12 protein-coding genes are annotated in these 25,146 nt (G+C 69.3%); 7 read left to right on the top strand and 5 right to left on the bottom strand.

Annotation, left to right across the window (positions count from 1 at the left end):
* Positions 1-747: 747 nt before the first annotated feature.
* From ON21_RS23405 to ON21_RS23390, 4 genes are all read left to right on the top strand, one after another.
* Complete coding sequence (locus ON21_RS23405) at positions 748-14,910, top strand: non-ribosomal peptide synthetase (RefSeq protein WP_169332725.1); 14,163 nt, start codon at positions 748-750, stop codon at positions 14,908-14,910.
* A gap of 26 nt (positions 14,911-14,936) precedes the next feature.
* Positions 14,937-15,866 carry an aldo/keto reductase gene (locus ON21_RS23400; protein ID WP_039800783.1) on the top strand — a complete coding sequence of 310 codons (930 nt, stop codon included), beginning with the start codon at positions 14,937-14,939 and terminating at the stop codon, positions 15,864-15,866.
* A gap of 79 nt (positions 15,867-15,945) precedes the next feature.
* Positions 15,946-17,316 carry a wax ester/triacylglycerol synthase domain-containing protein gene (locus ON21_RS23395; protein ID WP_039800781.1) on the top strand — a complete coding sequence of 457 codons (1,371 nt, stop codon included), beginning with the start codon at positions 15,946-15,948 and terminating at the stop codon, positions 17,314-17,316.
* A 49-nt stretch (positions 17,317-17,365) separates the two neighbouring features.
* Positions 17,366-18,565, top strand: coding sequence for a hypothetical protein (locus ON21_RS23390; RefSeq protein WP_039800872.1), 1,200 nt, complete (start codon positions 17,366-17,368; stop codon positions 18,563-18,565).
* Between the two features lie 122 nt (positions 18,566-18,687).
* Here the strand turns inward: ON21_RS23390 and ON21_RS23385 are convergent, their stop codons facing one another.
* A complete protein-coding gene (locus ON21_RS23385; RefSeq protein ID WP_039800779.1) occupies positions 18,688-19,137 on the bottom strand; it encodes a nitroreductase family deazaflavin-dependent oxidoreductase in 450 nt (149 codons plus the stop codon).
* Between the two features lie 11 nt (positions 19,138-19,148).
* Positions 19,149-19,607 (bottom strand): PaaI family thioesterase, encoded by a 459-nt coding sequence (locus tag ON21_RS23380; protein WP_039800778.1) that lies wholly within the window; start codon positions 19,605-19,607, stop codon positions 19,149-19,151.
* A gap of 93 nt (positions 19,608-19,700) precedes the next feature.
* On the opposite strand from ON21_RS23380, the gene ON21_RS23375 reads away from it, so the two are divergent.
* Positions 19,701-20,279: a TetR/AcrR family transcriptional regulator gene (locus ON21_RS23375; protein WP_051021256.1), complete on the top strand. Its 579-nt coding sequence runs from the start codon at positions 19,701-19,703 to the stop codon at positions 20,277-20,279.
* A gap of 115 nt (positions 20,280-20,394) precedes the next feature.
* On the top strand, positions 20,395-21,690 hold the full coding sequence (glyA, locus tag ON21_RS23370; protein WP_039800776.1) for a serine hydroxymethyltransferase: 1,296 nt from the start codon (positions 20,395-20,397) through the stop codon (positions 21,688-21,690).
* Positions 21,691-21,736: 46 nt separating this feature from the next.
* Here the strand turns inward: glyA and ON21_RS23365 are convergent, their stop codons facing one another.
* A complete protein-coding gene (locus ON21_RS23365) occupies positions 21,737-22,489 on the bottom strand; it encodes an MBL fold metallo-hydrolase (RefSeq protein ID WP_039800774.1) in 753 nt (250 codons plus the stop codon).
* A 69-nt stretch (positions 22,490-22,558) separates the two neighbouring features.
* On the opposite strand from ON21_RS23365, the gene ON21_RS23360 reads away from it, so the two are divergent.
* Entirely contained in the window at positions 22,559-23,149 is a 591-nt protein-coding gene (locus tag ON21_RS23360) for a TetR/AcrR family transcriptional regulator (protein ID WP_051021255.1), read from the top strand.
* Positions 23,150-23,162: 13 nt separating this feature from the next.
* Here the strand turns inward: ON21_RS23360 and ON21_RS36025 are convergent, their stop codons facing one another.
* Both ON21_RS36025 and ON21_RS23350 read right to left on the bottom strand, forming a co-directional pair.
* Positions 23,163-23,903, bottom strand: a complete 741-nt coding sequence (locus ON21_RS36025; protein ID WP_051021254.1) for an ESX secretion-associated protein EspG — start codon at positions 23,901-23,903, stop codon at positions 23,163-23,165.
* On the bottom strand, positions 23,900-25,146 hold a 1,247-nt coding region (locus tag ON21_RS23350), incomplete at its 5' end, for a hypothetical protein (protein WP_218004136.1). The genes ON21_RS36025 and ON21_RS23350, both read right to left, overlap by 4 nt.

Below are 25,146 nucleotides of genomic sequence, written 5' to 3'. Positions count from 1 at the left end.
CCAGCTGTCGCCGCATAGCCGAATTCTGCTCTGCCTCGCCGTCGCCGGACGACCGGGGTACCCCTACCTGTTGGTAACGGGTCATGACCTGCGCTGTGGGTGTCGTGGCCGCGCTCGGTGGCCGCGTCCGCAGCGAGGATGCGCGCTCGGTCGGCTGTGCGAGTGCGGACGCGTCGCGCCCGTCCCGCAGGGGATATGCGCCGGATTCCCGGAATCGTCGAGCAAATTCTGTCCGTACCAAGGTAAACGGTTGGCAATCTGTAAGCAATTCTTGAGTAAATGATCTTGCCTCTTATCGTGTACAACGATCTAAAAAGGCTGTAAGTCGCATCGCGTTTTCCTTCCCCAAGGCGATCGCTCGGCACGATCTCGGAAACATAACTGCGGCAGTCGATTGAATTATTCGACGGACTTCGATTTATCGATCGAGTGGGCTTGTTCGGCCTCGCCGCCGCACCTACCTGGGCAAACGTCCTACTGCGTGCACCTGGTGGAATTTTTCCACGTAGCGCCGCCGACGTCGGCAACCACGTTCGAGCAAATCGGCATATTTTCAGCATTGGGAATAGTCTGAGAAAACTCACGGGTAAAATTCCGGTCGCTCCGATCCGGCGCTGGTCGCGGCATGTGGGTAGTGGGAAGACGATTTGCAGCTGTATCGGGCGAATCGGCGGCGAGAGGTGAGATACAGCCATGGGTAGGGATCGTCGTGCTTCGCGAGGTCGTCGGCGGGTCGGTCTTCTTTTTGTGAGTTTGCTCACGGCCGCTGTGGAATCCGCGGCCGACTCCGTCGCCGTTCGGTTCAATCCGACCGGCGATCCGTCCGACGACCGGCAGTTGACCTATCGCGAGCTGGACGAATTGTCGTCCCGACTGGCGCGCGAACTCGTCGGACACCGGATCGGCGCGGGAGACACCGTGGCGATCGGTATCGCACGCAGCGTCGAATCGGTACTGGCGGTGTGGGCGGTCGCGAAGACGGGCGCGGCGTACGTGCCGGTGGATCCGGCGTACCCGCCCGAGCGGATCGCGCACATCATCTCGGATTCCGGTGCGGTGCTCGGATTGACCACTTCGGCATACCGGCCGGCGCTGGGCACGGCGGTGGACTGGCTCGAACTGGACGATCCGGCACGGTCCGCGCGCATCGCCGCGCACCCGGGCCACCCGCTGTCGTACACCGATCGGGTCCGCCCGCTGGACGAGCGGCATCCGGCGTACGTGATCTATACCTCCGGGTCGACGGGACGACCCAAGGGTGTCGTGGTTACGCACAGCGGTCTGGCGGGGTTGGTGGCCGCGGAACGTGAGCATTTCGGCGTGACCGGGGAGTCGCGCGTTCTGCACGTGTGTTCGCCGAACTTCGATGTATCGGTATTGGAGTTGTTGCTGGCGTTTTCGTCGGGCGCGACATTGGTGATCGCGCCGCCGGGGGTCTTCGGCGGGGAAGAGTTGGCGGATCTGCTCCGGCGCGAGCGGGTGACGCACATGTTGATCACTCCGGCCGCGTTGGAGTCGGTGGAGCCGGCGGGCCTCGATGATCTTCAGGTCGTCGTGGTCGCGGGGGACAGGTTCGGTCCGGAGCTGGTCGGCCGGTGGGCGGGTGGTCGTCGGTTCTTCAATGGTTACGGACCCACCGAGGCGACGATTCTGGCTACGAGCACGCCTCCGTTGGCCCCGGGGGAGCCGATCTCGATCGGCACGGCTATCGCGGGCGTGGGCGCGTTCGTGCTGGATTCGCGGTTGGCTCCGGTGCCCGCCGGGGTGGTCGGTGAGTTGTATCTGTCGGGTGCCGCGTTGGCGCAGGGGTATGCGGGTCGGCCCGGATCGACCGCGGATCGGTTCGTGGCCAGCCCGTTCGGCGCGGAGACCGGCACTCCTGGCGGGCGGCTGTATCGGACCGGGGACCTGGTGCGCCGGGCCGAATCCGGCAGCGTCATCGAGTACGTGGGACGGTCGGATTTCCAGGTGAAGATCCGTGGTTTCCGCATCGAGTTGGGCGAGATCGACAATGTGTTGACCGGTCATCCCGATGTCGATTTCGCGGTGACCATCGGCAAGACGTTGCCGTCGGGTGCGACTGCGTTGGTGTCTTATGTGCTGCCGCGGCCGGGTGCGGGTGTGGACACCGGTGTGCTGGCGGAGTTCGTGGGTGGGTCGCTGCCCGGGTACATGATTCCGGCTTCCATCATGGTGCTGGAGCGGATTCCGTTGACGCCGGTGGGAAAGCTGGATCGTGCGGCTCTGCCCGAGCCGGTGTTCGCCGTACGCGAGTTCCGTGCGCCCACCACACAGTTGCAGGAGATCATCGCCGAGATCTTCGCCGCTGTGCTCGGCGTCGAGCGAGTCGGTCTGGACGACTCGTTCTTCGCGTTGGGCGGCGATTCGATCCTGTCGATCCAGTTGGTCTCGCGGGCCAAAGCACGGGGCGTCGTGTTCACCGCGCGGGATGTGTTCGACCACCGCACGGTCGAGGCATTGGCGGAGGTCGCCACGCTCGCCGATGCTTCGCAGCACCAGCTGGCGGAACTGCCGGGCGGCGGAGTGGGTGAGATCCCGTTGACGCCGATCATGGCGGCGACCCTCGCCAGTGGTTCGTCCTACCAGCGATACTCGCAGTCGATGGCGGTGCGGCTGCCCGCAGGCGTCGATCGTGCCGCTCTGGTCGCGACGATCGGCGCGGTTCTGGACCATCACGACATCCTGCGCGCCCGCCTGCGCCGTCGCGCCGAAGGCGTCCCCGCCTCCGTGGACGCGACGCCGGGCAGCGCCTGGGTGTTCGAAGCGCTGGAACGCGGCGCGGTGGATGCCGACGCGCTGGTGCACCGGGTCGAACTGCCTGCCGGGATCGACGACGCGGACTTGACGCGGCGGGCGAGCGCCGCATACGACGCGGCGCTGGGCAGGCTCGATCCGTCGAATGCGGTGATGGCGCAGTTCGTTTGGTTCGCCTTCACCGGGTCCGAGACGGCCGGTCGGCGTCGTGACGTATTGCTGATCGTCGCGCACCACTTCGTCGTCGACGGTGTGTCCTGGCGGATCCTGCTTCCCGATCTCGCGATGGCCTGGTCGCAGCCGGCGGGGCAAGCGGTGACGCTGCCTGCCAACGGAACTTCGATGCGCCGGTGGGCGCACGCTCTCGCCGATGCCGCGAACGACCCGGCGCTGGTCGCGGAACTGCCGTTCTGGCAGCAGGTCACGGCGACCCCGGAGACACCGCTCGGCAGCCGGGCCTTCGATCCGGTGGTGGACACGCTCGCCACTGTCGACCAGGTCCGGGTGACGTTGCCCGCGGACGTGACCGACGCGGTGTTGACCGTGCTCCCGGAGCGGTATCGAGGCGGCGTCAACGACGGGCTGTTGTCGGCGCTGGCCCTGGCGGTGAGCAAATGGCGTGGTGCGGCGTCCAACGGTGCGGTGCTGGTCGAGCTGGAAGGCCACGGTCGCGCGGAAGAACTCGTCGCCGGTGCTGATCTGGCCCGGACGATCGGCTGGTTCACCAGCGCCTATCCGGTCCGGCTCGAGCTGGCAGGCGTCGACGTCGCCGCGGCGTTCGACGGCGGGAAGCCGTTGGCCGACATCGTGAAATCGGTGAAGGAACAGCTGCTGGCGATACCTGGAAACGGCCTCGGCTACGGTTTGCTGCGCTACCTGAACCCGCGGACCGCCGCACAGCTGGAAGATGCCGGGCAGATCAGCTTCAACTACCTGGGCCGGGTCGCGACCGGAGAACTCGCCGGGCGACTCGGTGAGCTGGATTGGGCGCCGGTCGCCGACCTGGGGCAACTGGATGCCGACCTGGATTCGGACATGCCCGCCAACGGCGTGGTCGACATCAACGCGATCGTCACCGAGGGCGCGGACGGTCCGCAGCTGGGCGCGTCGTTCGCCTTCCCCAGCGGACTGCTGTCGCGGGAACGGGTGCGTGAACTCGCCGATCTCTGGGTCGCCGCGCTCACCGCCCTCGCGCGCCACGCGCGGCAGCCGGACGCGGGTGGCCGGACGCCGTCGGACCTGCCGCTGGTCACGGTCGGGCAAGCGGAGATCGAAGCCTGGGAACGCGATTACCCGGCCCTTGCCGACGTGTGGCCGCTGTCGCCCCTGCAATCCGGTCTGCTGTTCCACGCGCAGCTGGCCCAGTCGAGCGTGGACGTCTACATCACGCAGGCACGGGTCGACCTGAGCGGCGCCTTGGACGTCGAGCGACTGCGGGCGGCGGCGCAGGCCGTGCTGGACCGCTACCCGAACCTGCGGGCCGCGTTCGTCACCGACACCGAGGGACGCTCGGTCCAGGTGGTCATGGACCGGATCGAGGTGCCCTGGCGGGAAGTCGATCTGACGCACCTGCCCGAGTCCGAGCGCGCGGCGCAGCTGCACCGGCTGGTCGTGCTCGAGCGCGAGACCCATTTCGATATGTCGGCGCCGCCGCTGATGCGATTCACCCTGTACCGCACCGGAACCGGGGATGCGAGCGCCGAGCGGCAATGGCGGTTGGTGATCACCAGCCATCACATCCTGCTCGACGGTTGGTCGATGCCGCTGCTGCTGCGCGATGTGCTGGTGCTGTACGCGACGCGGGGCGACCAGTCGGCGCTGCCCCGGGTCAGCTCCTATCGCAACTTCCTCGCCTGGCTCGCGGCCCGCGACCAGGAGGCGTCGCTGCGCGTGTGGACGCACGCGCTGTCGGGTGTGGACGAGCCGACGCTGCTCGCCCCGCAGGCGAAGGCCGTCGAGCACTACGAAGTGGGCAAGCTCGTCACCGAGATCGACGCCGAGACCACCCTCCGGATCACGAGCCGCGCCGCCGAACTCGGCGTCACGGTGAACACGATGGTGCAGGCCGCGTGGGGCATTCTGCTCGGGCGGCTGACGGGTCGCGACGACGTGGTGTTCGGCGCGACCGTGTCCGGCCGCCCCGGCGAGCTGCCCGGCGTCGAGTCCATGGTGGGCTTGTTCATCAACACGCTGCCGGTGCTGGTGCGCACCGGCGGCCGCGGCACGATCGGCGAGCTGCTGCGCCGCCTGCAACAGGAGCAAGCCGACCTGCTCGATCACCACTACGTGGGTCTCACCGATATCCAGCGGACCGTCGGCGCGGGCGCCCTGTTCGACACCCTGCTGATCTTCGAGTCGTACCCGATCGACCGGGACGCCATCGCCGCCGCCAGTTCGGTGGACGGTATGTCGGTGACCGGCGTCGGTCTCCAGGACGACACGCACTATCCGTTGACCCTGCTGGTGCACTCGGCGTCGACGCTCGAACTGACCTGGAAGTTCTTCGGCAGCCGGTTCACCGCCGACGAGGTGGACGCGCTCGCCGCACGACTGCTGCGGGTGATCGAGGCCCTGCTCGGCGACCTCGGCGCGCCGGTCGGCGATATCGACATCATGCTCACTGCCGCGGAACGCGATCGCATCCTGCGGGAGTGGAACGACACCCGGCATCCGGTCGAACCGGAGTTGTTGCTGGACGGCTACCGCCGTGCGGTGCGGTCGTATCCGGATCGGGTCGCGGTGGTGTACGAGGGCCGTGAGCTGACCTACCGCGAGTTCGACGAGCGGGTCAACCGGCTCGCCCGCCTGCTGATCTCGCGTGGCGTGGGTGCGGAATCGCTGGTCGGCCTCGCGATCCGCCGTTCGCTGGACCTGGTCGTCGCGATGTACGGGATCGTCACCGCGGGCGCCGCGTACGTGCCGCTTGATCCGGATCATCCCGACGAGCGCATCGAGCACGTCCTGCGCACCGCGAATCCGGTGTGCGTGATCACGACGACGGCGGACGCCGTCGCCGTGCCGGACTCGATCGCGCTGCTGCGTCTCGACGCGGAAGGTTTCGACGGCGTCGACGGCAGTCCACTGCGCGCCGGGGAACTGCTGCGACCGGTGCGCCGGGACAACCCGGCCTATGTCATCTTCACCTCGGGCTCCACTGGCCGCCCGAAGGGTGTCGCGGTGTCGCACGGCGCGATCCACAACCAGATCGCCTGGATGCTCGCCGAGTACCCGATGGGCGTCGACGACGTGTACTTCCAGAAGACCGCCACCACGTTCGACGTATCGCTGTGGGGCTATTTCATGCCGCTGCGGGTCGGTGCGAAACTCGTCGTGGCCACCCACGACGGCCACCGCGACCCCGCCTATCTCGCGGATACCATCGCGGCGCAGCGCGTTACCGTCACCGACTTCGTTCCCTCGATGCTGGCGGTGTTCGCGGCCGACGCCTCGGCGGACGCGCTCGCGACGCTGCGGCAGGTGTTCGTGATCGGCGAGGCGTTGCCACCGGAAACCGTCGCCGCGCTGCGGGCGGTCACCGCCGCCGCCGTGCACAACCTGTACGGACCGACCGAGGCCGCGGTATCGATCACCGCATGGCAGGCGTCCGGACGTGAGCTGCCCAGGGTGCCGATCGGATCGCCGCAGTGGAACAGCGGCGTCTATGTGCTGGACGCGCGCTTGCGGCCGGTTCCGGCCGAGGTGCCCGGCGAACTCTATCTGGCCGGTGACCAACTGGCCCGCGGCTACCTGGCCCGCCCGGATCTGACCGCCGATCGTTTCGTGGCCGACCCATTCGGCACGGGCGAGCGGATGTACCGGACCGGTGATCTGGTGAGGTGGCGTGCGCCGGGTCGCGCGGCGAACGGCGAACCGGCCGGTTCCGGCGAGACCACGGCGCACGGTGTGCTGGAATACCTGGGCCGCATCGACTTCCAAGTGAAGTTCCGTGGTCAGCGCATCGAACTGGGCGACATCGAATCGGCGCTGCTGGCGCAGTCGTCGGTGACCCAGGCCGTGGTCGTGGTGCTGTCGTCCGGCCTCGGCGACCAACTGGTGGCCTACGCGGTGCCCGCGCCGGGCGCTCGGATCGATTCGGCGCACCTGCGGGCCGCGCTGGGGCGGACACTGCCCGCCTACATGGTTCCGGCCACGATCGTGGAGCTGGCCGAGTTCCCGCTCAATACCAGCGGAAAGCTGGATCGGAAGGCATTGCCGCGGCCGACGTTCACCGGCCGGGAGTTCCGCGCGCCGTCCACCCCGCTCGAGGAGATCGTGGCCGGGGTGTTCGCCGGCGTACTCGGGGCGGACCGGGTGGGCGCCGACGACGACTTCTTCGCCCTCGGCGGCAACTCACTGGTCGCCACCCAGGTCGCGGCGCGGTTGAGCACGGCGCTGGATGCGCGCGTGTCGGTGCGGACATTGTTCGACGCGCCGACGGTCGCCGACCTGGCGGCCCGTATCGTGCCGGGCTCCGCGGCCACGGTGCGTCCGCCACTGGTCCGCGCCGAGCGGCCGCACCCGGTGCCGCTGTCGCCGGCGCAGCAGCGCATGTGGGTGCTCAACCAGGTCGATACCGGATCCCCGGTCTACAACATGCCGTTCGTCCTCCGGCTGGCCGGAGCCCTCGACGTGCCCGCGTTGCGGCAGGCCGTGCTGGACGTGCTGGAAAGGCATGAAGCGCTGCGCACGAGATTCCCTGTGCATGCGCCGGACGGAACGCCGTGTCAGGAGATCTTGCCGGTGCGCGAGGCGCTGCCGGACGGGTTGACGGTGGAGACGGTCACCGCCGACGTCCACGGCCGGGTCACCGAGCTGACCTCCGCGGGATTCGATGTCACCGAGCGTCCGCCCGTGCGCATCCGGTTGTTCTCCGACCCCGGCACGGACGAGCACCTGTTGGTGCTGGTCGTGCATCACATCTCGGCCGACGGCTCCTCGCTGGCGCCGCTGGCGCGCGACCTGGTCACCGCCTATCTGGCACGCAGCGCGGGCGCCGCGCCGAGCTGGACCCCGCTGGCGGTGCAGTACGCCGACTTCGCGGTCTGGCAGCACGCGGTCATCGGCACCGATGCCGACGAGAACTCCGTGGCCGCGCGTCAGTTGGCGTACTGGCGGCGGCAACTCGCCGGGGTGGCCGACGCGGCGCGGCTGCCGTTGGATCACCCCCGTCCGCAGCTGGGGTCGATGCGCGGCGCGTCGACCGCGCTGGCGGTGCCCGCGCAGGTGCACGCGGGTTTGGCGGGCATCGCGCGGGAGCACAACGCGTCGTTGTTCATGGTCGTCCATGCCGCGCTGGCGGCGCTGCTGGCTCGGCTGTCCGGCGGATCCGATATTGCGATCGGCACGCCCATCGCCGGTCGTGGCGCGGCCGTGCTGGACGATCTGGTCGGCATGTTCGTCAACACCTTGATCCTGCGCACCGATGTGGACAGCGCCGCCGCGTTCGCGGCGCTCGTCGCACAGGCCAGGGAGACCGGCCTGTCCGCCTTCGCCAACGCGGACATTCCGTTCGAGCGGGTGGTCGAGGCGGTCGCGCCGGTCGCCGCCGGTGGTCCCCTGCTCCAGGTGATGCTGTCGTTCCAGAACGTCGAGCAGCCGTCGCTCGAGCTGCCGGGGCTGACCGTCTCGGTGCTGGAGACCGACGAGGTGGCGGCGAAATTCGATCTGCAGGTAACCGTCGAGCCGCGGTATCGTGCGGACGGCGCGCCGGACGAACTCGTCGTCGTATTCACCTACGCGGCAGACATTTTCGCTCCGGACACGATTGCCGCGCTGGGCCGGCGGTTCGAGCGGATCCTCGCCGCGGTCGCCGCCGATTCGCACGTCGTCGTCGGTGATATCGACATACTGGACGCCACCGAACGCGACCGAGTGCTGAGCGCGCCGGTCCCGTCGGCTGCGCCGGGCCCGGTCGAGCGGGACGGCGGCGCGACGCTGCCGGAGTTGCTGGCCGCGGCGGTGGAGAACAATCCGGACGGCGTCGCCGTCGTCTACGCCGATGCCTCCCACCGCTTGGCCGAAGTGGAGTACATCGACCTCGACGAGCGCTCGACCCGGCTGGCCCGACTGCTGATCGGCCGCGGTATCGGTCCGGAAGACCTGGTCGCCGTGGGTATTCCGCGTTCGCTCGACTCGGTGCTCGCGGTGTGGGCGGTCGCGAAGACCGGCGCCGGATTCGTGCCGGTGGACCCCAACTATCCCGCCGAGCGAGTCGCGCACATGATCGCGGATTCGGGTGCGGTGTTCGGCCTCACGGTCGCCGAGGTGTGCGCGGATCTGCCCGCGCAGGTCGAATGGCTGGTCATCGATGCCGACGAGGTCGATCGACAGCTCGACGACTACCCGGCCGTTGCGGTCACCGATGCCGAGCGCATCCGGCCGCTGTGCGCGGAGCACCCTGCCTACGTCATCTATACGTCCGGGTCGACCGGAAAACCCAAGGGCGTGGTCGTCACCCAGGCCGGGCTGTCGAGCTTCTGCGACGAACAGCGCGATCGCTACCGGGTGACCAGTAGTTCCCGGACGCTGCATTTCGCGTCGCCGTCGTTCGACGCGTCGGTGCTGGAACTGCTGCTGGCGGTCGGCGGAGCCGCGACCATGGTCGTGGCGGCGCCCACCGTGTACGGCGGCGCGGAACTGGCCGCGCTGTTGCGCAACGAGCGGGTGACGCATGCCTTCATCACGCCCACCGCTCTGGCGTCGGTCGATCCGGCCGGCTTGGACAAGCTGCGCGTCGTGATCGCCGGTGGCGAGGCGTGCCCGCCGGACCTGGTGCAGCGCTGGGCGATTCCGATCGCCGGACGCCGCACCCGCGAGTTCTACAACGGATACGGGCCGACCGAGACCACGATCATGACCAACATCAGCGCGCCGCTGCTGCCCGGGGAGACCGTCACCATCGGCGGGCCGATCCGGCGCGTCGCCGAGTACGTGCTCGACGAGCGGATGTCGCCGGTGCCGGATCTGGTCGTCGGCGAGCTCTACATCACCGGCGCGCAGATGGCGCGGGGATACCATGACCGACCCGCGTTGACATCCGCCCGGTTCGTGGCCGACCCGTTCGATCCGAACGGCGCCAGGATGTACCGGACCGGGGATCTGGTCCGCCGGACCGTCGACGGTCGGCTGGAGTATCTCGGACGCAACGACTTCCAGGTCAAGATCCGTGGGTTCCGTATCGAACTCGGTGAGATCGACGCGGTCCTGCTCGCACACGCCGATGTCGACTTCGCGGTCACCATCGGTCACGAACTCGACAGTGGCGCGACCATTCTCGTCTCGTACGTGCACGCCGTCGCCGGTGCGACCGTCCGGCCGGACGAGCTGGTCGCGTCGGCCGAACGCAGCCTGCCCGCGCATATGGTGCCGACCACCGTCGTGGTGCTCGACGCGATCCCGCTGACCCCGGTCGGCAAACTCGACCGCGCCGCCTTGCCCGCGCCGGTGCTGCACACCAGGGCCTACCGGCCGCCGTCCGGCGCACTCGAGGAATCGGTCGCCGACGCGTTCACCGAGCTGCTGCGGCCCGCGGCGCGGGTCGGCGCCGACGACGACTTCTTCGAACTGGGCGGCAACTCGCTCATCGCGACCCGGCTCGTCGCGCGACTGGGTGCTGCGCTCGACGCGCGCATTCCGGTGCGACTGCTGTTCGAGGCGTCGACGGTAGCGGCGCTCGCGGCGCGGTTGGGTGCGGACGCGGGCGGAACTGCTCGGCGACCGGTGACCGCGGGACCGCGCCCGGAGCGCATCCCGCTGTCGGCATCCCAGCGCGGCATGTGGTTCCTCAACCGCTTCGACACCACCTCGGTGGCCTACAACGTGCCCATGGCGGTGCGATTGAGCGGCGCACTCGACACGGAGGCGCTGCGGACCGCGGTCGCGGATCTCGTAGCCCGGCACGAGATTCTGCGGACGATCTATCCGCACTCCGCGGCCGCCGAACCGGACTCCCAGCCTGCGCCGATGCAGGTGATCCTGCCTGTCGAGCGAGTGGGCACGCCTTTCGAGATCCGGACCATCGCCCCGGAGGACGTGACCGAATCCGTGCTGGCCCTCGCGTCCACGAGTTTCGATCTCGCCACTGAGGTGCCGTTCCGGGGTGTGCTGTTCGTGCTGCGCGATCCGGCCGTGAGCTCCCCGGCCACGCCCGAGTATGTGCTCGCGATGGTGGTGCATCACATCGCCGCCGACGGGTCGTCGATCGGCCCGCTGACCCGGGACCTGATGACCGCGTACGCCGCGCGTTGTGCCGGAGCCGCGCCCGGCTGGGCGCCGCTGCCCGTCCAATACGCCGACTACAGCATCTGGCAGCGGGACCTGCTCGGCGCCGAGGACGATCCGGATTCGCTCGCCGCCGAACAGATCGCCTACTGGAGGCGAGCCCTGGCCGGGCTGCCGGACCAGCTCGACCTGCCATCGGATCGGCCGCGTCCGCTGACGCGCTCCACGGCGGGCGGCCGGGTCACGGTGCGCATCGAGGCCGAAACCCACCGTGGCCTGGTCGACTTGGCGCGGTCGGAGAACGCGACGCTGTTCATGGTCGTGCATACCGCGCTGGCCGTGCTGCTGGCACGGTTGTCCGGCACCGACGACATCGCGATCGGGGCACCGGTCGCCGGTCGGGGCGACGCGGCGCTGGACGACTTGATCGGGATGTTCATCAACACCCTGGTGTTCCGTACGCGATACGACGCGGGCGAGTCCTTCACCGACCTGCTCGCGCGCCAGCGGACCACCGATATCCAGGGTTTCGCGCACGCGGACGTACCGTTCGAGCAGCTGGTGCAAGCGCTGAAGCCGGTCCGGTCGGCGGGGCGGCATCCGCTGTACCAGGTGGCGCTGTCGTTCCAGAACCTGGCGCCCGTCAGGCTGGACCTGCCGGAACTCACCGTCTCCGGCCTGGACATCGGTGCCGAGGTCTCGCAGTTCGACCTGCACTGGATGGTAGGCGACGCTTACGACGACGCGGGCGTGCCGACGGGAATAGGGGGCGTGGTCAGCTACGCCACCGACATGTTCGATCACGACACCGTGCAGGGCTTCGTCGACCGGTTCGTGCGGCTGCTGGCCGCGATCGCCGACGCCCCGGCCGCGGCGGTCGGTGATATCGAGCTGACGGATGCGGCCGAACGTGAACGGTTGCTGTCCGAAGCCGCCGACACGGCGCACCCGGTGCCGGACCGGTTCCTGCTGTCCGGCTACCGCCGTGCCGTCGCCGCGACGCCGGACGCGGTGGCCGTGGTCCACGACGAGACCGTCTGGACCTACCGGGAATTCGACGCGCGGGTCAACCGCTTGGCCCGGTACCTGATCCGGCAGGGCATCGGACCCGAGTCCGTGGTCGCCCTGGGAATGCCGCGTTCACCCGAATTGCTGGTCGCGATGTACGCGGTGCTGACCGCAGGCGGTGCGTATCTGCCCTTGGACCTCGATCATCCGGCCGGACGCATCGCCTATGTGCTGGACGTCGCGAAGCCCGTGTTCGTGCTCACGGACAAGGACCATCCGGTGCACGCCGAAGGTGTCCGGGTGATCGATACCGGCCTGCTCTACCTGGCGGCCTACTCCGCCGACCCCGTCGCCCCGGACGAACTGCGCGCGCCCCTGCACCCGGAACATCCGGCGTACGTGCTGTTCACGTCCGGATCGACCGGCAGGCCCAAGGGTGTCCTGGTATCGCACGGCGCGATCGCGAATCAGATCGCGTGGATGGTGGCGCGGTATTCGTTCGGACCCGACGACGTCTACCTGCAGAAGACGGCGACGACGTTCGATGTCTCGCTGTGGGGCTTCTTCGTTCCGCTGTCGGTGGGTGCCCGGCTGGTGCTCGCAGCGCCCGGCGGTCAGCGCGATCCGCGCTATATCGCGGGCCTGATCGCCGACCATCGGGTGACGGTGACCGATTTCGTCCCCTCCGTGCTGCAGGTGTTCCTCGCCGGCGCCGAGACGGAACAGTTGGCCTCGCTGCGCGCGGTTTTCGCCATCGGTGAGGCGTTGCCGCCCAGCACCGTCGCGGACTTCGCCGCGCTGTCGGACGCGGAACTGCACAACCTGTACGGCCCGACCGAAGCGGCGGTGTCGGTGACCTATTGGGCGACGTCCGTGCACGACCGGGCAGCCGTGCCGATCGGCGTGGCCCAATGGAATACGCGTACCTACGTCCTCGATTCGCGATTGCACCTGGTACCGCCCGGCGTCGTCGGCGAACTGTATTTGGCGGGAGACCAGTTGGCGCGCGGCTACCTGCGGCGTCCGGACTTGACCGCGGATCGGTTCAGCGCCGACCCGTACGGACCGCAGGGCGCCCGGATGTACCGCACCGGTGACCTGGTTCGCCGCCGCGCCGATGGAGTTCTGGAGTATCTGGGACGCAGCGATTTCCAGGCGAAGATACGTGGCCACCGCGTCGAGCTGGGGGAGATCGAGGCCGCGCTGCTGGCCGATCCGTCGATCGCTCAGGCCGTGGTCGTGGTGGGGGCGTCCGACACCGGCGACCAGTTGGTCGCCTATGTGGTGGCGGCCGCAGGCTTCGCGGTGGACGCTGTCCGCGGTTCGCTGGCGCAGGTGCTGCCGTCGTATATGGTCCCGTCGGCCATCATGGTGCTCGACTCGTTGCCCGTGAACGACAGCGGGAAGCTGAATCGCGCAGCGTTGCCGCGGCCGGTGTTCCGGGTCCGCGATTTCGTCGCGCCGGTGACCGCCACCGAGCGGGCGGTGGCGGAGGTATTCGCCGACGTGCTCGCCGTCGCCCAGGTGGGCGCCGAGGACGATTTCTTCGATCTCGGCGGCACCTCGCTGCTCGCGTTCACTTTGCAGCGCGCACTGGCCGCCCGGCTCAGCATCGATGTGCCGATGGCGGCGCTGTTCACCACGCCCACCGTGCGCGGGCTGGCCGCCCGTATCGACGACCCGGCGCAGCAGGCCCTACCGGGCGACGATTCCGCGATGATCGCCGCCGATGCCGTCCTGGAGGCGGAGATCGACGGCGCCGGTGCCGCTCCGGCGCACTCGGGGCCGCCGCAGGAGGTGCTGCTCACCGGTGCGACGGGGTTCGTCGGCGCGCACCTGCTCGCGGAACTGCTGTCCGGCACCCGGGCGCGTGTCTGGTGCCTGGTGCGCGGCAGCGACGACGAACAAGCGCGCGACCGGATCCGGAACGCTTTGACGAAATATCGTCTTTGGGACGACGCTTTCGACGCCCGCATCTTCGCTGTCGCAGGTGATCTGGCAGCCCCCCGATTCGCGCTCGACCAGTCCGGTTACGCCCTCCTGGCGGAACGAATCGAGGTGATCTACCACAACGGCGCCAGGGTCAACCACATCGAGCCCTATTCGCGGCTGCGCGCGGCCAATGTGGAAGGCACACGCGAAGTGTTGCGTTTGGCGACCACCACCCGGATCAAACCCGTGCATTTCGTGTCCACCGTCAGCGCGGTGATACCGGCTGCTCCCGCACCGGACTTTCGTGCGAGCGAGGATGTGGAACTGCGGGCGAGCGAGGTATCCGGGAACGGATACGTGGCCGGTAAATGGGTTGCCGAGCAACTCGTGCGGCAGGCGGGCGAACGTGGTGTGCCCGTTCGCATCTACCGGCCCGGAGTCGTCAGCGGCGACCCCCGGGTTGGCGTCAACAGCGAAGACGACTCGTTCTGGAACATGATCCGGGCCGCCGCGATTCTCGGGCTCGCCCCCGATACCGGCGCTGCCGAGACGACGCTGGTACCGGTGAACTACGTGGCAGGCGCCATCGTGGCGTTGTCCGGCGATCCCACCGGCGCCGCGGTCTATCACCTGGTGAACGCTCAGCCGGTGGCCGTGAGCGATATCTTCGAGGCCATGCGCAGATCCGGTATCCCGATCGTGACCGCTTCGATCGAGGAGATCGCCGCCAGACTGGCCGAGGAAGCCTCGGCGCGTGACGCGGCCGGAGACGATTCCCTGGTACGGGCCGCTCTGGTCAGCGGCAACTACGGCGGGGCCGCGGTTCCCGTGGACGACATCCTGACTCGCACCGAACTCGCCGGGCACGATATCCATTGCCCGCCGATCGACGCGGCCGCGCTGGATGCCTATGTCGCGTCCTTCGTCGACTCGGGTTTCTTTCCCATCCCGAACGAAATGGCGCACGCGCGGTGAGCACACCCCTGGAATCGAAAGGAAGTATGAGTACACAAGCCGAGTCACGTCCGGCCTCCCGTTCGGGCAGCTTCGCCCTGGGCGGCGACCTCCCGGTCCATCGCCTTGGTTACGGCTCGATGCAGATCACCGGCCCCGGAGTGTGGGGTGATCCCGAGGATCCGGACGAGGCGGTGCGCGTGCTGCGGCGCGCCGTGGAACTCGGCATCACTTTCATCGACACGGCGGACTCCTACGGCCCCTTCGTCAGCGAAACGCTGATCCGCCGGGCGCTGCACCCGTACGCCGACGACCTGGTCATCGCGACCAAGGGCGGCTTCACCCGGCCGGGGCCAGGGGAGTGGCGTCCTTGTGGTCGCCCCGAATACCTGCGCCAGCAGCTCGAACTGAGCCTGCGCCACTTGGGACTGGACCGCATAGATCTCTATCAGCTGCACCGGATCGATCCGAAAGTGCCGCTGGCCGACCAACTCGGTGAACTGGTGCTGCTGCGCGACGAAGGCAAGATCCGGCACATCGGCCTGTCCCAGGTGACCGTCGACCAGCTCCAGCAGGCCCGGAAGATCACCGACATAGTCTCGGTGCAGAACATGTACAACCTCGCCAACCGGGAGGCCGAGGACCTGCTCGACTACGCCGAGGCGAACGGCATCGCCTTCATACCGTGGTTCCCCATGGCGACCGGCGATCTCGCCCGCCCGGGCGGCGTCCTGGATTCCTTCGCGCGGGATGACGCCACTCCGTCGCAGCTCGCGCTGGCCTGGCTGTTGCGGCGCTCGCCGGTTCTGCTGCCCATCCCCGGTACGTCCAGCGTGGCCCACCTGGAAGAGAACACGGCCGCGGCCGCCATCGAACTCACCGACGACGAGTACGCGACCTTGTGCGCGATCAGCGCGCCCGCGCGAAAGTCGGTTCGAGGCTGGCGATCCCGGCTGCCGAAATTGATCCGTGCCTGATCGAGCGATTCAACTCGCGAATATTTCCCCCGCCGACAGCCGAGTCCAGCCGCGAGGCGGGACCGACGGGAGCAGAACGATGCGCACAGCGCAGCTGGTGGCCAACGACGCCTCCTACTACTACTTCGCCCGCTCGGGTCGCGTCACCGATTGGCCGATGTGGTGGGTATTCGACAACGCGGACGGGTCGCCCCCGTCGGCCGCCGATTTCGCCCGCTACATCGGCGAGCGAGCGCATCTGCTCGAACCGCTCCGCCGCCGGATCCACGAGGTGCCCGGCGGGCTCGGCCATCCGTTCTGGGGCGTCGACGACAGTCCGATCGAAAATCACCTCGAGACCCACGTGGCGGGCCTGGACTGGGCAGGGTGCCTCGACCGGATCGGGCGAATCCTGGAGCAACCGCTGGATGCCCGCGACAGCGCGTGGCGACTGCACCTGTTCCCCGGAGTCACCGGCATACCGGGGCTCGACGGCGCGGGCACCGTGGTGCTGATGCATGTCAGTCATGCCCTCATGGCGGGCCCGGCAATGACCTCGCTGTCGGAAGCGCTGTTCGCGGCGGCGCCCACGCCGGTGCGGATCGAGGGCATCGGGCCTGCCGCGCGGCGTCTGCGTGTGCGCCTTGGAGCCGCAGCGGTTTCCGGCGTATTGAAGTGGCCGTTCCAGGTGCTTCGTTTCAACATCGGGGTCTGGATCGAGAACCGGCGGATCGTTCGTGAGGGCGACGACGGCGGGCCGACGACTTCCCCGCGCAGCCGGACGGTGCTCAATCAGCGGATCGGCCGGCGACGCGCCGTGCGAACCATATCCATGGAGCTACCGGCGGTCCGGGTACCGGGAGTCACGGTGACGGCCGCCGGACTCGCCGCGATCTCCCGGGCCATGCAGCGCCATCTGGAGAAACAGGACGCGGGCTGTCCGGACGATCTCGCTGCCTACGTGACCATCGCGGTACCCGATGCGCCGGTGATGGGCGTCAACCACGTGGGCGCCGACGTGGTCGACCTGTTTCCGGAAGAGGTCGACCTCGCCGGTCGTGCCCGGGCGGTCGACGCCACCCTGCGGGTACGCCGCCGGTCGGCGTCGAGCCGCCGCGAACTCACCCGCCTGGCGTTGGTCGACCGGCTGCCCAGCCGCATCTACCGGGCGGTCTACGGCACGCTCCCGTCGGCAGAGGGCGGGGTGCCGGTGCCTGCGCACACGATCCTGACCAGTATCCGGTGCGAGCCGGACGCCGAATGGTCCCTGCTGGGCGCGCCGTTTCGCTTCGCGGGCATGCTGCCGCCGGTATTCCCCGACATCGCCTCGGCGCACTCGTTCGTGGGCGTAGGCGACAGTTTCACCGTGTCGGTGGCGTGTGACCCGGAGATCTTCCCCGACCTGGACGGCTACTGCGATCTGCTGGCGGAGTCGTTGCGGGAGATAGCCGATCTCGGCGTTCCGGAGTGACGATCGGCGGTGCTGCCGTCGCGGGCCGGCCCCGCTAATGTCGGCTGGCATGGAAGCGCATCCGCTCGTGACCGAATACCTGCGCCTCGGCCTCGCCTTCGACCGGCTGGAGGAAGGATTCGTCGACGCCTACACCGGTGATCCCGCACTGCGCCGCGAGGTGCAGAACGCGCCCGCCCCGCAGCCGCGCGAGCTGGCTCGGCGCGCCGCCGACTTGCGCGCCGCGGTGCCGGAGGCCGGGCTGGCGCCCGAGCGCGCCGAGTTCCTCGACGTGCACCTGCGCGCGTTGGAGTGCTCCGGACGGAAGTTCGCGGGCGAGGACATCGGCTTCGTCGAGGAGGTGCGCGCCTACTTCGACGTCGACATCGCGCCCGGCGACGTGGACGACTACCGCGACGCGCACCGGCAGATGGACGAGGTGCTCGCCGGGGACGGTCCGCTGGCCGAACGGGTGGCCGCTCATCGCAAGGCCGACGAGATCCCGCCGGAGCGGTTGCCGGTCTGCGTCGAGGCGTTCTCCAGCGCGCTGCGCGAGCTGGTCCGCGCCCGCTACCCGCTGCCCGATCACGAGCACGTCACCTACGAGGTGGTCGGGGACAAGCCGTGGTCCGGGTTCAACTACTACCTGGGCAACTACCACTCCCGGGTCGCGATCAACTCCGACCTGAAGCAGCACATGGCGCACCTGCCGCAGCTGATCGCGCACGAGTCCTACCCGGGACACCACACCGAGCACTGCCGCAAGGAGGCCGGGCTGGTCGCCGCGGGGCAGGCCGAGCAGACGCTGTTCCTGGTGAACACGCCACAGTGCCTGATGGCGGAGGGGCTCGCCGATCTGGCATTGCGCTCGATCGTCGGGCCCGGCTGGGGCAAGTGGGCGCAGGAGATCTACGCGGATCTCGGGCTGCGCTTCGACGGCGAACGAGCCGAACGCCTTTCGAACGCGTCGGCCAAGTTGCTGGCCGTGCGCCAGGACGCCGCGCTGCTGCTGCACGACCGGGGACGGTCGCACGACGAGGTGGCGGAGTTCTTGCAGACCTGGAGCCTGACGACGCCGGAGCGGGCGCGCCAGTCGCTGCGCTTCCTGTCCTCGCCGCTGTGGCGGGCCTACATCTCCACGTACGTCGAGGGATACCGGTTGCTGGGTGGTTGGCTCGATCGCGCGGCCGATGCCGAGGACCGGGCCGACCGTTTTCGCAGGCTCCTCGACGAGCCACTCACTCCGGGCGCGGTGCGCGCGGCGGCGTGAGCGAACGCGGCCTGGGCCACGCACAGGCCGAAACCGGTGGCCGCGGCGGCGCGATGGTCGCCGTACGGCCGCCGTGTCCGGGCGTTGCCGGGATCACGCGGGCGCGGATTTCCGGTGCGCGGTCAGGCGCCCGCGAAGGTGATGCGCACCGAGATCGGATCGCTCTCCAGCGCTTTCATCGTCCGTTCCGCGACGGCGGCGGAGACGCGTCCCTTGGCGAACGTGCGCGAGCGGGCCGCCACGTCGTCGTCCGGTACGAAGGCGGCCGTGCCGGTGCGCCATCGGCTGCCCTGCCGTAGCCGGACGTGCGGATCGGCGGTGATGTTGCGTGCCCAGCCGGACCGGCGGCCGTGCTGGGAGATCAGCCACGCGCCGGTCTCGTCGATCGACGCGGTGACCGGCACCCGCCGCGGCTGACCAGATCTCGCGCCGACCGTCTCCAGTTCGGCGATCAGCGGCGACCGGATGCCGAGCCGGTCGAGCAGACCGACGGCCGGATTCACCAGGTAGCGGCCGATCAGGCGTTCGCGCCGGAATTTGCGTACCGCGGCGCTCGGTGTTCGTCCCGCCATGACAGTGCTCCTCAGGGTTGTGGGCGGAAGATGGCGCAGGTGGTGGTGGCGTGCGCGACCAGGCGGCCTTGCTCGTCGACCACCCGCCCCTCGGCGGTAGCGGTGGTGCGACCGACGTGGATCGTGGTGCCGGTGGCCGTGAGGCGCTGTCCGTCGGTGGGCACGGAGCGGATGTAGTTGGTCTTCAGTTCCAGTGTCGTGTACCCGACGCCGGGTTCCAGCGTGGTGTGCACGGCGCAGCCCATCACCGAGTCGAGCAGGGTGGCGCAGATGCCGCCGTGCGTGGTGCCGAGCGGGTTGGCGAACTCGGGCCGGGTGCGCAGCGCGAAGACCACCTTGCCGTGTTCGAGTTCGTCGACCTCCATGCCGAGCAGATCCCCGATGAACGGCGGGCGGTCCGTCCTGGTCATCGCGATGCGCAGGAGTTCGAGACCGGACAGCTGAGCCAGGTCCACGGTGGCTTCGGACATGAATCCATCCTTTCGATGAACCGATCGGTCCACATCTGTCATGATTGCAACATGGACCGATCGGTTCACGCAACCCTCGAGCAAGGAACGCCCATGACCGCAGGGCCGCGCACCAGGCTGATCGAGAGCGCCATCGAACTGGTTCGCGAACAAGGCGTGCACGCCGCGGGGCTCGCCGCTCTGCTCGAACGCGGCAATGCCTCGCGAAACTCGCTCTATCAGCACTTCCCCGCAGGCAAGAGCGAGCTGGTCGAAGCCGCGACCCGGGTGGCGGGCGCGCGGATCGGCGAGGTGATCGACAAGGTCACCGCCGCGCCGCCGCGCCGCTGGTTCGATTCGCTGATCGGGTGGTGGGTCGGCGCGCTGGAGAAGACCGGCTATCGCGCAGGGTGCCCGATCGTCGGCGCGGCGCTGGCCGAGTCCGAGCCCCGGGTGCAGGCCGCCGCGGGCGAGGTCTTCGACGCCTGGCACGAAAGGCTCGGCGCGGCACTGCTGGAGGCGGGCATGCCCGCGCCGGAGGCGCGGTCGTTCAGCAGTTTCGTGTTCAGCGCCATGGAGGGGGCCATCGTCCAGGCGCGGGCCATGAAATCCACGCAGCCGCTGGAAGACGCGCAGCGGCATCTCACGATGCTGTTGGAGCACTATCTGCCGGAGGACGGCGGATCTCGCTGACCGGTGCCGCACAGGCGTGTCGCAGGTCACGGCCGCACCGTGCGGCGCGCCGGTGCGACCGGAGGGAAGAACCCCCTGCTCGAGGGCCGGGCCCCCGGCCCATAGACTGAAGGTCGTGACGCAGACGACCGCCTCTGTCAATTCCCAGTCCCTCGGTGAGCTCGATCCGGAACTCGCCGCCGCGATGGCAGGCGAGCTCGCCCGCGAACGCGACACGCTCGAGATGATCGCCTCGGAGAACTTCGTGCCGCGCGCGGTGTTGCAGGCGCAGGGCAGCGTGCTGACCAACAAGTACGCCGAGGGCTACCCGGGGCGGCGCTACTACGGCGGCTGCGAGCACGTCGACGTGGTGGAGACCCTGGCGCGCAACCGCGCCAAGGAGCTGTTCGGCGCCGAATTCGCCAACGTGCAGCCCCATTCCGGCGCGCAGGCGAACGCAGCGGTGCTGATGTCGCTGATGGACCCGGGCGACAAGCTGCTCGGTCTCGATCTCGCGCACGGCGGTCACCTGACCCACGGCATGCGCCTGAACTTCTCCGGCAAACTCTACGAAGTGCACTCCTACGGGGTGAGCAAGGAAGACCACCGCGTCGACATGGACGAGGTGCGCGACATCGCCTTGCGGGCGCGTCCGAAGGTGATCGTGGCAGGCTGGTCGGCCTATCCGCGCCACCAGGACTTCGCGGCGTTCCGCTCGATCGCCGACGAGGTCGGCGCCTACCTGTGGGTGGACATGGCGCACTTCGCCGGCCTGGTCGCCGCCGGTCTGCACCCCTCGCCGGTGCCCCACGCCGACGTGGTGTCCTCGACCGTGCACAAGACCCTCGGCGGTCCCCGTTCCGGCCTGATCCTGGCCAAGCAGGAGTACGCCAAGAAGCTGAACAGCTCGGTGTTCCCGGGCCAGCAGGGCGGGCCGCTCATGCACGCCATCGCCGCCAAGGCCGTCGCGTTCAAGATCGCCGCTGGCGAGGAGTTCCGCGATCGCCAGGAGCGCACCCTGTCCGGCGCGAAGATCCTGGCCGAGCGGCTGACCGCCGCCGACGTCAAGGACAAGGGCATCAGCGTGCTCACCGGCGGCACCGACGTGCATCTGGTGCTGGTCGACCTGCGCAACTCCGAACTCGACGGACAGCAGGGCGAGGACCTGCTGCACGAGATCGGCATCACCGTGAACCGCAACGCCGTTCCGTTCGACCCGCGTCCCCCGATGGTCACCTCCGGCCTGCGCATCGGCACCGCCGCCCTGGCTACCCGCGGCTTCGGTGACACCGAATTCGCCGAGGTCGCCGACATCATCGCGAGCGCGCTGGCCGGTGGCGCCGACCTGGACGCGCTGCGCGCCCGGGTCAGCAAGCTGGCCAAGGACGTTCCGCTGTACGACGGCCTGGAGGACTGGCGCCTGCTGGGCTGACGCCGAGAGGTGGCCGCCCCGGCTCGCCGCTGCTCCGCCGGAGCGCTCAGTTCGATACGGTCAACGGTTGTCCAGGGGCGAGGACGTGCACGGATGTGTCCGGCGCGATAGCCGCGGACGCGTCGACGTAGAGCCCAGGGTCGCGCTGCGCCTTCGTCATCACCCGGTCGCCGATCGGACCGCTGGTGAAGGCGTAGTGGATCGGAACGGCCAGGCGCGGGTGCAGCGCCCGGGTGAGATCCGCGGCTTGCTCGGCATCCATGACGACCTGCCGGTTGAACGCGGGGCGGATGCGCAGTCCGTTGACCGGTAGCAGCGCCAGGTCGAGTTCCGGGTAGCGCACGGCCACCTCGTCCAACTCGGCGATGCGCAAGGTGTCGCCGCCGAAGAAGACGCTCGTGCCGTCGGCGCGCAGGACGAAGGTGATCTCCGGGACGCCGTGGCGCGCGGGCGCCGCGGTGACCTCGACCGGACCGAGGTGGGTGCGCTCCCACGGATCCAGCTCGACCACATCGCGGAATCCGGCGGCGCGGACCCGTGCCGCGAGACCGCGGACGACGGCGAACGGGACCGACTTGTCGGGGTAGGCCGCCAACGCGCCGAGATCGCAGTGGTCGTAATGGCCGTGGCTGATCACGATGCCGGACAGTTCGGGCAGGTCCGCGGCGGTGGCGATGCTGCGCGGCTCGCCCTGTCGATAGAAGGGCCGCTCGGACAGCCAAGGATCGGTGAGAATTCTCGCTCCGCCGAAATCGAGCAGAACGCTGGCGTGCACAACGCGAGTCACGGTGACCGACATGGAATTTCCTATGAAGACGGGTGTCTGCTGACAATTGTTAGTGGACACCCGTCTTGTTAACCTGTCAAGGTGCCGCCGCCGAAGAGGAATCGAAACCCGCGCGGAGCGGGAAGCAAACTGCGCGACGACTTGATCGAGGCCGCGAGTCGCCTGCTGGAGACGCTGGACGGTCAGGAGTCGTTGTCCATGCGCGCCGTCGCACGCGCGGTCGGCATCGCACCGCAGAGCGTCTACCTGCACTTCGCGGATCGGCGGGAACTGCTGACCGCGGTCTACGCGGCCCGTTTCGCCGAGTTCGGCGCCGTGCTGACCGCGGTGCCGGACGGCGATGCGGGCACCAGGCTGCGCGAGATCTGCCGCGCCTACTGCGCGTACGGCTTGCGCCACCCCGGTCATTACCGCGTGCTGTTCGCGACCGCGGGCACCCCCGGCTGGGAGCCGACCGATGCGCAACTGCCCGGCCTGCCGGTCTTCCGTCACCTGGTCGATGCGGTGGCGGCCACCGGCAGCGCGGATCCCACCGCGACCGCGGCGTGCCTGTGGGCGGCGCTGCACGGCCTGGTGCTGCTGCGTCAGGATCGCCCGAGCTTCCCGTGGCCGGATCTCGACGTGCTGCTCGACACTCTCGTCACCGCTCACCTCGCCGCGGCCCGCGCGTAGCGGCGATCCGGAACTATCTGTCCAGGCGCGCCTTGGCCCGCACGATCGACTCGTCCAGGTAGCGGGCGATATCCGCGCTCGTCCCCGGGCGGATCATCAAGGCGCGGTTCGCGGGAACCTCGCAGTAGCGGCCGTCCGATGTGTCGATCCAGCGGAGGCGGCCGGTGCGCAGTGGTTCGGCGTTGCGCGGGCCCAGTAGCACGACGATGGTGCCGCGGGTGGTGCACGACTGCCGCCAGAAACGCCGGTAGCGCTCCTTCGCCTGGCTGGCGGGTGCGTTGCCGAACACATCGGGGCGGTCATCGTTGAGATCGTCGAGCAGGAAGCTCTTCTCACCCACCGTTCCGGCCTGCGCGTCCGGGAGCAAACGCACCACTTCGGTGGCGAGCTGATCGATGCGGCAGCGGCGCAACCGAACTCGTCCGCCGTCCGGCGCGGGCGACTGCACGGCGAGCACCCCCGAGCCGGTACGGGTGCCGCAGGCGACGGCCCGCAGTTCGACGCCTTCCCGCGTGTTGTCGTAGCCGACCAGCTCGATGCGCCAGTCCGGAACGGCCAGCGTGGTGATCGCGTTGCGCAGCGGCAGCCGCTCGTCCCGGCCCAGTTCGGCGCGAAACTGCTGTTGATACGCCTGATACTCGTTCAGGCCGGGGAAGCGGCTGGTGAACCGGAACGGGAAGGGCATGCGGTCCAAGCCTGTCCCGAACCATGCCGCGGCGAATTGCTCGGCCGACAGCGACCACTGCGCGATCATTGCTCACCGAGTACGGGTGGCACCGTCGGTTTCACCTCGCCGAGCAGCTCTTTCGCATGCTCCTCGGTGCGCAGGTACTTCGGCGACTTGTGCTCGTCGTCGTCCGTACGCCTGCCGCGCAGCCCCGGCGGCACCATGCCCGAGTAGCCCGCTGCGCCCGTCGCTCCCGCGCGCACCGGTGCGGTGGGTTGCCCGTTCGCCGCGGCGGGGACGGTGGGTTGGGCGGGCCGAGACGTGCCCGGTCGTGCTTGGTTGTCCGGGGCGCTCGGCGTTCCGGCCGCGCCGGGGGCGCCGGGCCCGCTCGGCGTGCCGCTCGGGCTGCTGCCGAACGAGGTCGGGATGACGGCGGTGGGCGCCGTTTGCGGCGGCGAGGAGGGCACGATGGGCGCGTACGGTGTGGCTGTCTGCGTCGTCGCGATTGATGCCGGAGTGGTCGCCGCGGTGTCCTGGGTCGATGTAACCGCTTGCGACGGCATGGTTTGCGGCGTGCCCTCGGCGGTCGGCTGCGCTTGGTCCTCCGGCTCCCCGTCGTCCGCCGAACCGGCAGGGGAGGTGGTGTCCGCAGTGGAAGGTGCGTCGCCGGAGGAGGAGTTGTCCGTGGAGCGGGTGGCCGCCACGGCCTGGGAGTCCACGGTCGTGCCGGTTTCCACGCCCGTGCCGGTGCCCGAACCGGTTCCCGAGCCGGGGTCGGTTCCCGAACCCGTGCCAGGCTCTACACCGGTCGGGACCGCGGCGGCCGGAGCGACCGGGGGCGGCAATGTCGGAATACCCGGCGCCGTGGCCCCGTACGGCTGGATGTACTGGGTGTTCATCTCGTCGCGGGCCTGCTCCTCCCGCGAGTTGCGCTGTGCCGGATCGGCCGTGGCGCCCGCGGCGTCCAGCAGCTCCGGCACCGACATCTTGAACTTGGCCGCCGCGTCCGCCGCCGCCGACAGCGGCAGACTCTGCGCGCCGATGGCCTCGCCGAGTTCGCCCACCCGCGCCGCGTACTCTCGCACGCCGCGGACCGCGCTGTCGGCGGCCGCCCCTTCCCAGTGCTGCTCCACCGCGTTCTTGATCGCGTCCTCGAATCGCTGGCCCGCGTTCGTCACCGCCGCCGCGATGGCCGACCAGGCGGCGAACGCGCCGTCGAGCGCGGCCGGATTCATCGCGTCGGCGGCCTGTTTGATCTCCGCGTGCGAGAAACTCTGCGCGTTCTCCGGATTCGTGATCGCGCGGCCGTCGGTCTGTCTCATGATTGTCT

Source organism: Nocardia araoensis NBRC 100135, assembly GCF_000308435.1.
Lineage (GTDB): Bacteria > Actinomycetota > Actinomycetes > Mycobacteriales > Mycobacteriaceae > Nocardia > Nocardia araoensis.
Note: the sequence above shows the minus strand (reverse complement) of the source record. Positions and strands in the feature narration are given on the sequence as shown.